Source organism: Anaerostipes sp. Marseille-Q3525, assembly GCF_018223505.1.
GTDB classification, from domain to species: domain Bacteria; phylum Bacillota; class Clostridia; order Lachnospirales; family Lachnospiraceae; genus Anaerostipes; species Anaerostipes amylophilus.
Genome location: NZ_JAGTTT010000040.1, coordinates 1 through 13,425, shown reverse-complemented (window position 1 = coordinate 13,425; position 13,425 = coordinate 1). Strand labels below are relative to the sequence as shown.

Sequence of the window (13,425 nt, the reverse complement as noted above, 5' to 3'; positions counted from 1 at the left end):
CCAAGTCTGGAAGGGATAAACGCTGAAGGCATCTAAGCGTGAAGCCCCCCTAAAGATAAGATTTCCCATACCGAAAGGTAGTAAGACCCCTTGAAGACGACGAGGTAGATAGGGCAGAGGTGGAAGTGCGGTAACGCATGGAGCTGACTGTTACTAATCGGTCGAGGCTTTAACCAAAGAAGGCTAGAGTGTAAAAGATGTAGAAAGATTCTTGTATGTTGTTTTGAAGGTATATCCTTTATTAAATAAGGCCCGGTGGCTCAGCTGGTTAGAGCGCCGCCCTGTCACGGCGGAGGTCGTGGGTTCGATTCCCATCCGGGTCGCTTTATTTTTTGAATAATTGGGATCATAGCTCAGCTGGGAGAGCATCTGCCTTACAAGCAGAGGGTCATAGGTTCGAGTCCTATTGGTCCCACTTTTAAATTTAATAACTATGCCGTTGTGGCTCAATTGGCAGAGCAGCTGATTTGTAATCAGCAGGTTACCGGTTCAAGTCCGGTCAACGGCTTCACACCTAGTCATGATTAAGTTCTGATTTAGGTGTTTAAATATATATGGTTGGATTCCCGAGTGGCCAAAGGGGGCAGACTGTAAATCTGTTGGCACCGCCTTCGAAGGTTCGAATCCTTCTCCAACCATTTGATCATTATCGCGGGATGGAGCAGTCTGGTAGCTCGTCGGGCTCATAACCCGAAGGTCGTTGGTTCAAATCCGGCTCCCGCAATTTTTTATTTTTAATAAGTATTATGCCCAGATAGCTCAGTCGGTAGAGCAGAGGACTGAAAATCCTCGTGTCGCTGGTTCGATTCCGGCTCTGGGCATCTTTTTTATTTTGCGGGAAAATTTATAAGAAGATCCAAGGAGTTAGCTTTTAGAAAGAATGAAAAATTCGAAAGTTTACTCTTTTTTTAATTCCTATTCAATAGGAATTAAGTATGATATAATGAAAATGAAAAAATATGTTTACAAAGGGATAAAAAATGACATCAATTTATGACAAGTTGAAACAATTACAATATGGAGAAGAATATCCTTTTCATATGCCGGGACATAAAAGAAATTTAAAAATAGATCCATTACTTGATGAGATTGCAAAGGTTGATATCACAGAGATTACAGGATTTGATGATCTGCATCATCCAGAAGAGATGATTCGTGACTTGATGGATAACTTAAAACAGATTTATGGAACAGAGGAAAGTTATCTTTTAGTTAATAGCAGTACAGCAGGAAATCTGTCAGCAATTGCAGCCTTGTGTAAGATTGGAGACAAGATATTAGTAGCAAGAAATTGCCATAAGTCAGTGTATCATGCGATTGAATTGTTAGGATTGGATCCAGTTTATATTTACCCAGAAGTTGATGAAGATGGAATTTGTGAAGGAATTACAAAAGAACAGGTAGAAGCAGTTATCAAAGAAGAGAAGATGATCAAGGCGATGGTACTAGTTTCTCCGACTTATGAAGGACGAGTATCCGATATTCGAGGAATTTCAGATGTTTTACATCAGTATGATATTCCATTGATCGTAGATGAAGCACATGGAGCTCATTTTATTTATCATGAGGCATTTCCGGAAAGTGCAGTAAGTACTGGAGCAGATATTGTGATCCAGAGTCTACATAAGACATTGCCAGCAATGACACAGACAGGATTATTGCATTTATGCACAGATTGTGTTTCAAAAGAAATGATGCAGAAGAAACTTTCTATCTTTCAAAGTAGCAGTCCCTCATATGTATTAATGAGCTCTATCGAACAATGTATCCACATTTGTGATGGAAATCGTGGATATTTTCAACAATATTGTGAGCGATTGTGGATACTTCGTGAAAAATTAGAAAAATTACAACATATCCAATTAGTTCGAACAGATGATATTGGAAAACTTGTATTTTCGGTAAAGAATACAATGATATCTGGAGAAAAATTATTTGAGATTTTGAGAGATCAGTATCACTTGGAAATGGAAATGTCTGAACTATATTATGTGATTGCAATGACAAGTATATGTGATACACAGGAAGGGTATGATAGGCTGTATGAAGCAATGACAGAGATTGATCAGATGATCGATCTGGAGAAAAAACAAAATAAAAATCATATACAAAATAATTTTAAGAAAATGAATTTTCACAAGAATCGAAAAGCAATGAAACCAGAGGAAGCAACGAGAAGAAAACGTTGTCAGATTGATTATAAGCAGGCAGAAGGTATGATCGCTGCGGAATTTGTTTTCTTATATCCACCAGGAATTCCGTTAGTTGTGCCAGGGGAAGTGATCGATGATCATGCGATTCATAAGATCAGCCAGTATGAACAAAATGATATGAAGGTTATTGGACTTGATAACCATAAAATTTACATAATAGATGAGAGGATATAAACATGGGATTATTTTTGACCGTTGAAGGACCAGATGGAGCTGGAAAAACAACACAAATTGAATTACTAAGAGACTACTTATCTGCTAAAGGTTATGATATAATAGTATGTAGGGAACCTGGCGGAACTCCCATCAGTGAAGCAGTAAGGAATGTGATCCTTAACAAAGAATTCACTGAGATGGGGCATATGACAGAATTACTGCTTTATGCAGCTGCCAGAGCTCAATTGATCGAAGAAGTCATTCGTCCGGCATTAGAAGATGGGAAGATTGTGATCTGTGATCGTTTTGTAGAATCTTCCGCAGTTTATCAGGGGATTGCCAGAGGAATGGGAATTGATCTTGTTTATGAAGTAAATCAGTTCGCAATTGGAGATACGATGCCAGATCTGACGATTATGATCGATCTGGATGCAGAAGCCGGTATTTCAAGGAAGAAAAAACAAGCAGAACTTGATCGAATGGAAAGCGAGACAATTGATTTTCACAAGAAGGTTGTTGAAGGATACAGACAGCTTGCAAGTCTGCATCCAGAGAGAATCTACACCGTTGACGGAAACCTGCCGATTGAAGAGATTCATCAGCAGATCGTTTCACAGGTCAACAAAAAATTTCATGGTAAAGGGTGATGTAGTATGAAGAGTTTTGATGCAATTATAGGACATAAAAAAATAATTTCTCATTTTGAAGAAGCAATCAAGACGGGAAAGGTTTCCCACGCTTATTTATTAAGTGGTGAAGATGGAAGCGGAAAGATGATGATCGCAAAGGCAGTTGCAAAGGCACTTCTGTGTGAACACAAAGATGGATGTGGTGAATGTGCAGCATGTAAGCAGGTAGATTCATTAAATCATCCAGATGTCATTTATATTACTCATGAAAAGTATGAAATTCGTGTTGATGACATTCGAAAAGGAATCAATGAAACAATCGATATCAAACCTTATAGTGGTGATTATAAGATTTATATCATTGATGATGCAGACCGTATGAATGCAGGAGCCCAGAATGCTTTATTAAAGACTTTGGAAGAACCACCTGCATATGCAGTAATCTTTTTGTTAACAAATAATAAAGACAGACTGTTAGATACGATTCTGTCAAGATGCGTATCCATGACACTTGGAAGTGTCCGAGAGAATGAGATTGAAGATTATCTGAAGGCAAATACAGGGGCAAGTCATGCAGATATCGCATTTGCAGCAGCATTTTCACTTGGAAATATTGGACGTGCACTTCATGTATTAGAGACAGAAGAATTTAAAGATATGTTAAATGATACGATGAATGTCATTACACATATGAAGAGTATGGAAATCTATGAAGTTGTATCTTATGCTAAGAGTCTGACAAAATATAAGAATGAGATTTATGATTTCCTTGATATAATTATGGTATGGTATCGTGATATGCTGATTCTTAAGACAACAGGATCACTAAATCAGCTGGTATTTAAAGATAAATACCGCCAGTTAAAAGATCAGGAGATTTATATTTCATTTGAAGGAATCAGTCATATTCTTGATGAAGTTGAGAAGGCTAGAAGACGACTAATCGCGAATGTTAATTTTGAAGTGGCAATTGAAATGCTGCTCGTGACGATAAAGGAGAATGGTAAAGTATGGTAGAAGTAGTTGGAGTGCGATTTCGTACTGCAGGAAAGATATATTTCTTTGATCCAAAAGAATTTCAGGTGAGGTCGGGAGATCATGTCATCGTGGAAACTGCCCGAGGAATTGAATTTGGATCCGTCGTTTCTGAGAGAAGACAGGTAAAGGAAAAATGCATTGGAGATGAATTAAAACCTGTTTTAAGAATCGCAACCAAAGAAGACGAAGAAAGAGCAGAGAAGAACAGGGAGAAAGAAAAAGAAGCATATCAGATTTGTTTAGAAAAGATCAAAGAACATAACCTTGATATGAAGTTGGTATCAACAGAATATACATTTGATAATAATAAAGTTCTGTTTTATTTTACAGCAGATGGACGAGTTGATTTCCGTGAACTTGTAAAGGATCTGGCAGCAGTGTTTAGAACAAGAATTGAATTAAGACAGATTGGTGTTAGAGATGAAGCTAAGATGCTCGGTGGAATGGGAATCTGTGGAAGAAAGTTATGCTGTAATACATTTTTATCAGAGTTTGCACCTGTTTCCATTAAAATGGCAAAAGAACAGAATCTTTCTTTGAATCCAACAAAGATTTCAGGAGTTTGTGGAAGATTAATGTGCTGTCTTAAGAATGAACAGGAAACTTACGAATATTTAAACAGTAAACTTCCAAATATTGGTGAGAAATTAAAGACAAAAGATGGCGTATTTGGGGAAGTGCAGAGAGTTGATGTCCTTCGACAAAAGGTAAAACTGATCGTTGAAGATGAGAATGGAGATAAAGAAATTCAGGAATATAAGATTGATGATCTTGTGATGAGAAAGAAGAAACCACAGGGATGTCAAGGCTGCAGCAAAGGATGCAATAATAAGAATCAAGGATGTAATAAAGGACATGGAAAAAGAAAGAATTGATAATCTTGGGATCAATGGTTATCAGATCATTCAGAAAGAACAAGGATTTTGTTTTGGAATGGATGCAGTTCTTTTATCTGATTTTGCACAAGTTAAGAATGGTGGGAGAGTTCTGGATCTTGGTACGGGGACTGGAATCCTCCCCATTTTGATGGAAGCAAAGAGTAATGCTGCTCATCTTACAGGGCTTGAGATACAGTCAGAGATGGCTGAGATGGCGGCAAGAAGTGTCAAATTAAATCATTTGGAAGATAAGATAGAGATCGTGGAGGGTGATATCAAAGAAGCTTCTGCGATTTTTTCACATGACAGTTTTGATACGATCACATCGAATCCGCCATATATGATTGGGCAGCATGGACTTAAGAATCCGTCCGAGACAAAAGCAATCGCAAGACATGAGATTTTGTGTACATTTGCGGATATTACGGCAGCAGCGAAGAAGCTTTTAAAGAATAAAGGAAAATTATTTCTGGTACACAGGACATTTCGTTTATCAGAAATTTTATGCCAGTTGTCAAAAGATGGATTGGAGCCTAAAAGAATTCGTTTTGTGCATCCATATATCGATAAAGAACCGAATATATTTCTGTTAGAAGCAGTAAAAGGTGGAAAGTCAAGAATGACGGTAGAGCCTCCATTGATCGTCTATGAAAAAGAAGGAAAATATACAGAAGAAATTTATAAGATTTATGGAATGAATCCGGAGGAATAAGTATGAGTGGAACATTATATCTGTGTGCGACACCGATTGGTAATCTCGAAGACATTACTTTTCGTGTGATCAATACATTAAAAGAAGTTGATCTGATCGCAGCAGAAGATACGAGACACAGCATCAAATTATTAAATCATTTTGAGATTAAGACGAAAATGACAAGTTATCATGAGTATAATCGTGTGGAGAAAGCAAAAGTGCTTGTAAAGCAATTGCAGGAAGGAAAAAATATTGCACTGATCACAGATGCAGGAACACCAGGAATTTCAGATCCGGGAGAAGAGTTGGTGAGACAGTGTCACGAGGCAGGAATCACAGTGACAGCCTTACCAGGGGCATGTGCATTGATCAATGCATTGATCATTTCCGGGCAGCCAACAAGAAGATTTTGTTTTGAAGCATTTCTTCCGGCAGATAAAAAAGAGAGAAAACAGATTATTGATTCTCTGGAAAATGAGACAAGAACGATGATTATCTATGAAGCACCGCATCGTCTTGTAAGAACATTAGAAGAACTGTACGAAGTGCTTGGAGACAGAGCTATGACACTATGCCGAGAGCTCACGAAGAAGCATGAGAGCGTTTTTAAATCCACACTGAGTGAAATCCTTGCCTACCATAGAGAAAACCCACCAAAAGGTGAATGTGTGATGATCATAGAGGGAAAATCTTTCAAAGAATTAAAAGAAGAAAGTCAGGAAGAATTTTTAAAGATTCCATTGCAAGATCATATGAAACATTATATGGACCAGGGACATTCTAAGAAGGAAGCGATGAAATTGGTAGCAAAAGATCGGGGTGTTGGTAAAAGAGAAATCTATCAGCAGTTATTGGAAGAGGAATAAAAGAAAAATAGCCCACATAAAAGTGGGCAGGATTTAAAATATATTTTTCGCGTAGCTCTTTGATCTTCTTTTTCATGGTAGGGCTCCTCCTTTATATGAGGATCATAGCCAAAAGAAGAAAGGATCGCAGTACGCCACCGGTTAAAACTACGGAAAGTAGTATTTTTAAATTTTTAAGTGTACTTTTATGTAGCAGTCAATTTATAGTAATTCCCATAAGAACACCTTCCTTTGTAAAAATAAGAGCATTACAATATGAATGAAAATAGGCTGTCGTATTAGTTGTTATTAATACGACAGCCTTTCTTATATTTATTGTTTGATTCAAAAATTATGCTTCAGTAATTTCGAATCCTGCAAGCTTAGCTAATTCGATAATAGATTTTCTTGAGACTTTCTTTCCTTTGTAGTCGATCAGATCATCCATATCTTCTCCAGTAAAAATATCTGCAGGATTATATTTTTTTAAAATAATCTTGTCATCATCTACAAATATTTCAAGAGGATCGCGCTCGTTCACATCAAAGTTACGACGTAATTCGATCGGTAAAGTAATTCTTCCAAGTTCGTCAAGCCTTCTTACAATGCCTGTACTTTTCATGTGTAAACCTCCTTAATTGTCTTCAATCATTTTATAACTAAACCATAGCATACCAAAATCTGGTTGTCAATTTATTTATTTATCTAAAATTTAATGAACAAGTAAGTAAAATTAACAAATTTCAGCACCTGCTGGCATATCTTTATCTGGTGTCACAAGGGCTAATTCACCCTTTTCATTTTCTGCACAAAGAAGCATTCCCTCGGAAAGAACTCCTGCTAATTTGGCTGGTTTTAAGTTTACAAGTACCATAACTTTCTTACCAACCATATCTTCTGGTTTGTAGTAAGCTTTGATACCAGAAACGATCTGTTTTACCTGATTTCCAATCTTAACCTGAGAGCAAAGAAGTTTCTTTGATTTCTTTACTTCTTCACAGGCAATGATCTCACCAACCTGGAACTGCATCTTTGTGAAATCATCAAAAGTGATCTCATCTTTTGGTTCAATGTCAATAACAGTATCTTCTTCGATGGCAGCATTTGCAGCTTTCACAGAAGCAGCCTGTTTCTCCATTAAGACTTTGGCTTTCTCCATAACTTCTTTCTCGTCTAATCTTGCAAATAAGATCTGAGGTTTTTCAGTTACTTTTGTACCACTCTTGTAGTTTCCGAATGTTGCAAGGTTATCAAATTCAACCATAGATGTATTTAACTGAGCAAAGATCTTCTCAGATGTCTCTGGCATATATGATGATAATAAAGATGCACCAATTGTAATTCCCTCTACAAGGTTGTATAAAACAGTTGCAAGACGGTCTTTAGAAGCTTCGTCTTTTGCTAATACCCAAGGCATTGTTTCATCGATGTAACGGTTGCAGCGGCGGAATAGGTTAAAGATCTCAGTTATTGCATCTGCAACACGAAGGTCAGCCATCTTCTCAGCAACTTTATCTCTTGTACCTGTTACAACGGCTTTCAGATCATCATCATAATCTCCGACAACACCCTTGTCTTCTACGATTCCGCCAAAATATTTGTTGGACATAGAGATTGTACGATTGACAAGGTTACCAAGGATATTGGCAAGGTCAGAGTTCATACGCTCGATCATTAATTCCCATGAAATCACACCATCTCGTTCGAAAGGCATTTCATGAAGAACGAAGTAACGAACTGCGTCAACTCCGAAGAAGTCAACCAGATCATCAGCGTATAAAACATTACCTTTAGATTTACTCATCTTACCATCGCCCTGAAGTAACCAAGGATGTCCAAATACCTGTTTAGGAAGTGGAAGATCCAGTGCCATCAAGATGATTGGCCAGTAAATTGTATGGAAACGAATGATATCTTTACCGATCAGGTGAAGATCTGCAGGCCAGAACTTGTTAAATTTGTCTGAACTGTTTCCATCACAGTCATAACCAATACCTGTGATATAGTTTGTTAATGCATCTAACCATACATAAACGATGTGACCTTCATCAAAGTCTACTGGAATTCCCCATGAAAATGATGTTCTTGAAACACACAGATCCTGAAGTCCTGGAATAAGGAAGTTATTCATCATCTCATTCTTACGGGATTCTGGCTGAATAAATTCAGGATGTGTATTGATGTGTTCGATCAGACGGTCTGCATATTTGCTTAATTTTAAGAAATAAGCTTCTTCTTTTGCAGGCTGTACTGGACGTCCGCAGTCAGGACATTTACCATCGACTAACTGGCTCTCTGTAAAGAAAGATTCACAAGGTGTGCAGTATAAACCTTCATATTCACCTTTGTAGATATCTCCCTGTTCATATAATTTCTTGAAGATCTTCTGAACCTGTTTCTCATGATCTTCATCAGTAGTTCTGATAAAGCGGTCATAAGAAGTATTCATAAGATCCCAGATTCTCTTGATCTCTCCAGCAACATCATCAACAAATTCTTTTGGTGTTACACCTTTTTCTTCTGCTTTTAATTCTACTTTCTGACCATGTTCGTCTGTTCCTGTCTGGAAAAATACGTCATAGCCTTCCATTCTTTTATATCGAGCAATACTGTCTGCCAGGATAATCTCATATGTGTTACCAATATGAGGTTTTCCGGAAGTATAAGTAATTGCAGTCGTAATATAATATGGTTTCTTACTCATAGTGCTCCTCCGATTTCTTGATTCTATCCTTTTAATTATAGTACATCTTTAGCGGATAGTCTATTTCTTTTCTTTAAAAAATAAGATATTAACAGGCAGTGATATGGAGGGAGAAACGGAATTGGAAGGAAGATTAAAAAAGGTCAGAATAAAATTGATCATGATCGGAATTTGTCTGATATTTCTTGGAGTTTACAGCCTGATCAAAGAGAAAAAAGATCAGACAAAGAATACATCACAAGAAGCATTTAACCAGTATGTTACGACATTTTTTAGAGAAAGTGCATCGGAAAATGAAATTACAAAGCACTACCTTTTAGAAAATTCTGAAAAATATGGGGTAAAACAGTCCCAAGATCTCTACCCAGTGATGAATGAAAAAAATATATTGAATGAAAAGATTAGAATTTCAAGAGAACTTGAGAAATTAAAAAAAATCAAACAAAAGGAATTAACGAAAAAACAACAAAATACATATATGATTTTGTTGGATTACTTAAAAAGACAGAAAAATCTGTCCATGTATCCTTATTATGAGAGAATCCTTGGAAAAACGTCTGGGCAGCAGGTACAGATTCTATTGACATTAAGTGAATATCGTCTAAAAAACGAAAAAGATATCAAAAGTTATTTTCGATTATTACAAGGACTGGATGGATATTTTAATTCATTGATCCAATATAGTAAGGAACAGGTAAAGAGAAATTTATTTATATCAGATCAGTCACTAAGAGGAGTATTGCAACAGATTCAAAGCGTTATAAAACGAAATAAAAATAATATATTGGTTGCAACATTTAATTTAAGGATGGCAGAAATCAAAGGAATCAATGCATCACAGAAAAAGAAATACTGCAGGAAAAATAAGAAACTAGTAAGGACAAAAGTTATTCCAGCTTACGAAAAATTATATTCTCATTTACAAGCACTAAAAGGAAATGGGCAAAATAAAAATGGTCTGTATTACTACAAAAATGGAAAAGAATATTACAAAGCATTAGTTGCACAGAAGACAGGATCAGATAAAACAGTGGAAGAAATGATTGAGATCAGTGACCAATCCATTGAAAAATGTCTTCGAAAACTTATAAAATTACAAAAAAAGTATCCTAATATCATAAATAGATATAGAAAATCTAAAAAAAATATTAAAATTGTGCAAAATTCACAAAAGGTACTTAACAAACTAAGGCAAAAGATGGTAAAATATTATCCAAAGGCACCAAAAGTCAGCTGTAAAATAAAATATGTGCACAAAACCATGGAAGAATATACTAGTCCGGCGTTCTATATGGTGCCGGCAATCGATTCTTACAAGGAGAATGTGATTTATGTAAATCAGGCACAAACTGCAGAGTTGTATCCGACTTTAGCACATGAGGGATATCCGGGGCATTTATATCAGAATGTTTATTATGCGGCAAAAGGTGAGGATCCGATACGCTATATTCTTGATTATCCAGGATATTCAGAAGGATATGCAGCTTATGTGGAAGGTTTTAGTTACAGTATGATGAATGATGCCAAAGGATATGGCGATATTTATCAGCAGATGAATATGGAGATGTACGAGTACAATCTGGCACTTTGTTCAAGAGTCGATTTTGGAGTTCATTATGAAGGATGGAAGAAGAAAGATGTCAGAGCGTATTTAAGATCATTTGGGATGGAGAAGTCTCAGGCAGATGAACTATTTCAGATGATCATCGAGAATCCTGCAAATTATTTGTCTTATTACATTGGTTATCAGGAGTTTTGTGAGCTTTTGAAAGATTATAAGAACAAGGCAGGAAAACAATATAACTTGAAAGCATACCACACAGAGATTTTAGATGCAGGCCCATGTAGTTTTGACATTTTGAGAAAGCGCATCGAAAGCAACCTATGAATGGAGGAAGTAACTTATGTCAACAAAAGCTTATTACACACACGAAGAAATCGGAAAAGGAAAGCCTGGATTTTCAAAAACAAGATCCATTATCGAAGCAGCATTTTATGGGAACAACGTCGTAGAGGTAACAGATTTAAAACAGGCTTATGAATTAGCAAAGAATTCTCCTGGAACGATCGTTACAGATATGCCAGTATATAAACCAGAAGCAATTGGTTTAGATGAAGGTTCCAAAGTTCTGTTATTTAACGATGGCTCAGTGACTGGACGCTGCGCGGCTGCAAGAAGAATTTCCAGTGAACCTGGTGTTGATACAAATGATCTGGATCTGAAACTGATGGATGCGATCTATGATACAAGATGGACGACATTATATCATGCGCAGGTATATATCGGATTAGATCCTGAATTTATGGTAAAAGCACATCTTTTAATTCCAGAAGGAGAAGAAAATATCTTATATTCATGGATGTTAAACTTCCAGTATATGAATCCTAAATACAATGAAATGTATAAGAATTCACAGCCAATTGCTGATGAGACAGATATCTATATTTTCTCAGACCCACAGTGGACACATGAAGAACATCCTTTAGGATTAACATATTTTAATACAGATACAAACTGTGCTGCACTTCTTGGTATGAAATACTTTGGAGAACATAAGAAAGGTACATTAACAATCGCATGGGCGATCGCAAACCGTAACGGATATGCTTCCTGCCATGGTGGACAGAAAGAATTCAAATTAGATAACGGAGAAAAATTTGTAGCATCTTTCTTCGGATTATCAGGATCCGGAAAATCCACATTAACACATGCAACACATAATAACAAATACGAAGAAATTCAGGTTCTGCATGACGATGCATTTATCATCAACACAGAAACAGGTGCATCTATCGCAATGGAACCAACATATTTTGATAAGACAGCAGACTATCCAACAGGATGCCCAGATAATAAATATCTGTTAACAGCACAGAACTGCTCAGCAACAAGAGACAGCGAAGGAAAAGTCGTTCTTGTCACAGAAGATATCCGTAACGGAAATGGTCGTGCGATTAAGTCCAAATTATGGTCACCAAACCGTGTAGATAAGATCAATGATCCAGTAAATGCAATCTTCTGGATCATGAAAGACCCAACAATCCCACCAATCGTTAAGATCAAGGGAGCATCCTTAGCATCTGTTATGGGAGCAACACTTGCAACAAAACGAAGCAGTGCAGAACGTTTAGCTCCTGGAGTTGATCCAAACCGTCTGGTTGTAGAACCATACGCAAACCCATTTAGAACATATCCTCTTGTAAATGACTATAAGAAATTTAGAAAACTTGTAAAAGAAAGAAATGTGGACTGCTATATCATCAATACAGGCGATTTCATGGGTAAAGATATCAAACCTGCAACAACAATTTCTGCTATTGAACAGGTTGTAGAAGAAACTGGAGAATTCAAACAGTGGGGACCATTTACAGATATTGAAGTGCTTGAGATGGAAGGATATGTTTCAGACTTCAGCGATATGAATTATGTAGAGACATTAAAAGCAAGAATGACAGACAGATTAAATTTTGTCTTCGAGAAAGACGTAGAAGATGGTGGATACAATGCACTGCCAACACAGGCGAAAGAAGCATTAGCAAAAGTAATCGGTGAAGCACACAATTTAGAAGTGGAAAATTCCAACAATTAAAGGTATAATACTCTTAAATCGTTGTTTTTAGGAGGTGGATTAATTGGATAAGGATCGTTTAAATAATATGGTGGTAGACTTATTCCACGGAATTTCGTATGAAGAAGAGAAAGCCGTGATCACGGATGAGTTTAAGGATATTTCAAATAAAGATCTGCATATTATTGATGCGATCGGGATTAAGAAACCTAAGAATATGTCAACGATTGCTAGAGATTTAAATATTACGGTTGGGACACTTACAACCGCTATCAGTAATCTTTTGAAGAAAGGATATGTGATCCGCAAACGTGGGGAGAGAGACCGAAGGGTTGTTTATATATCACTTTCTGAGAAAGGGAGAAAAGCATACAATCATCATAGAGAATTTCATAAACAGATGATCCAGAGACTGCTTGATACGTTAAATGAGCAGGAACAGGATCTGTTGGTGAAGGTTATGCAGTATTTTCATGACTATTTTCGGGAACATATGTAAACTATAAGTATAGTTTTTAGGAGATAAGCATAATAAAAGATTCAGAGAATGGTACTCTCTGGATCTTTTTTGATTTGTTAGGCTTTAAGCCTGTTCAGCACAGTGGAGTTTCTCAGAAGAGAAACGGAACTTTGATGAACAAATAAACCACCGGCTAGGCCGGTGAGTCAGCATTGCTTAAGCTTACAGTAAAAAACCTC

Annotated in this window: 11 protein-coding genes, 6 tRNA genes and 1 rRNA gene; 16 read left to right on the top strand and 2 right to left on the bottom strand. The window is 36.7% G+C overall.

What is annotated here, in order from left to right:
• From KE503_RS13195 to rsmI, 13 genes are all read left to right on the top strand, one after another.
• A 23S ribosomal RNA gene (locus tag KE503_RS13195) occupies positions 1 to 177 on the top strand; the annotation flags it as partial.
• Positions 178 to 249: 72 nt separating this feature from the next.
• Positions 250 to 323 (top strand) — tRNA-Asp (locus tag KE503_RS13190).
• A gap of 19 nt (positions 324 to 342) precedes the next feature.
• A tRNA-Val gene (locus KE503_RS13185) sits at positions 343 to 415 on the top strand.
• Between the two features lie 20 nt (positions 416 to 435).
• Positions 436 to 508 (top strand) — tRNA-Thr (locus KE503_RS13180).
• 48 nt (positions 509 to 556) lie between these two features.
• Positions 557 to 638, top strand: a tRNA-Tyr gene (locus tag KE503_RS13175).
• Positions 639 to 650: 12 nt separating this feature from the next.
• Positions 651 to 724, top strand: a tRNA-Met gene (locus KE503_RS13170).
• A 24-nt stretch (positions 725 to 748) separates the two neighbouring features.
• A tRNA-Phe gene (locus tag KE503_RS13165) sits at positions 749 to 821 on the top strand.
• Positions 822 to 980: 159 nt separating this feature from the next.
• On the top strand, positions 981 to 2,387 hold the full coding sequence (locus tag KE503_RS13160) for an aminotransferase class I/II-fold pyridoxal phosphate-dependent enzyme (RefSeq protein ID WP_055197803.1): 1,407 nt from the start codon (positions 981 to 983) through the stop codon (positions 2,385 to 2,387).
• 2 nt (positions 2,388 to 2,389) lie between these two features.
• Positions 2,390 to 3,016 carry a dTMP kinase gene (gene tmk / locus KE503_RS13155; RefSeq protein ID WP_055197802.1) on the top strand — a complete coding sequence of 209 codons (627 nt, stop codon included), beginning with the start codon at positions 2,390 to 2,392 and terminating at the stop codon, positions 3,014 to 3,016.
• Positions 3,017 to 3,022: 6 nt separating this feature from the next.
• Entirely contained in the window at positions 3,023 to 4,015 is a 993-nt protein-coding gene (gene holB / locus KE503_RS13150) for a DNA polymerase III subunit delta' (RefSeq protein ID WP_055197801.1), read from the top strand.
• Entirely contained in the window at positions 4,009 to 4,911 is a 903-nt protein-coding gene (locus KE503_RS13145; RefSeq protein ID WP_055197800.1) for a PSP1 domain-containing protein, read from the top strand. The genes holB and KE503_RS13145 overlap by 7 nt, the downstream gene beginning before the upstream one ends.
• Positions 4,892 to 5,626 (top strand): tRNA1(Val) (adenine(37)-N6)-methyltransferase, encoded by a 735-nt coding sequence (locus KE503_RS13140; RefSeq protein ID WP_022374705.1) that lies wholly within the window; start codon positions 4,892 to 4,894, stop codon positions 5,624 to 5,626. The genes KE503_RS13145 and KE503_RS13140 overlap by 20 nt, the downstream gene beginning before the upstream one ends.
• A 2-nt stretch (positions 5,627 to 5,628) precedes the next feature.
• A complete protein-coding gene (rsmI, locus tag KE503_RS13135; RefSeq protein WP_212385485.1) occupies positions 5,629 to 6,474 on the top strand; it encodes a 16S rRNA (cytidine(1402)-2'-O)-methyltransferase in 846 nt (281 codons plus the stop codon).
• Positions 6,475 to 6,805: 331 nt separating this feature from the next.
• Here the strand turns inward: rsmI and KE503_RS13130 are convergent, their stop codons facing one another.
• Positions 6,806 to 7,075, bottom strand: a complete 270-nt coding sequence (locus KE503_RS13130) for an AbrB/MazE/SpoVT family DNA-binding domain-containing protein (protein WP_008393791.1) — start codon at positions 7,073 to 7,075, stop codon at positions 6,806 to 6,808.
• Positions 7,076 to 7,186: 111 nt separating this feature from the next.
• Positions 7,187 to 9,157, bottom strand: coding sequence for a methionine--tRNA ligase (gene metG, locus KE503_RS13125; protein ID WP_055197799.1), 1,971 nt, complete (start codon positions 9,155 to 9,157; stop codon positions 7,187 to 7,189).
• Between the two features lie 121 nt (positions 9,158 to 9,278).
• Between metG and KE503_RS13120 the strand changes: the two genes are divergently transcribed.
• The 3 genes from KE503_RS13120 (at position 9,279) to KE503_RS13110 (ending at position 13,225) form a co-directional block, all read left to right on the top strand.
• Positions 9,279 to 11,045 (top strand): DUF885 domain-containing protein, encoded by a 1,767-nt coding sequence (locus KE503_RS13120; RefSeq protein WP_242852148.1) that lies wholly within the window; start codon positions 9,279 to 9,281, stop codon positions 11,043 to 11,045.
• Positions 11,046 to 11,061: 16 nt separating this feature from the next.
• Positions 11,062 to 12,747, top strand: a complete 1,686-nt coding sequence (locus tag KE503_RS13115) for a phosphoenolpyruvate carboxykinase (ATP) (protein WP_022374483.1) — start codon at positions 11,062 to 11,064, stop codon at positions 12,745 to 12,747.
• Between the two features lie 67 nt (positions 12,748 to 12,814).
• Positions 12,815 to 13,225 (top strand): MarR family winged helix-turn-helix transcriptional regulator, encoded by a 411-nt coding sequence (locus tag KE503_RS13110; RefSeq protein WP_055197819.1) that lies wholly within the window; start codon positions 12,815 to 12,817, stop codon positions 13,223 to 13,225.
• Positions 13,226 to 13,425: the final 200 nt, after the last annotated feature.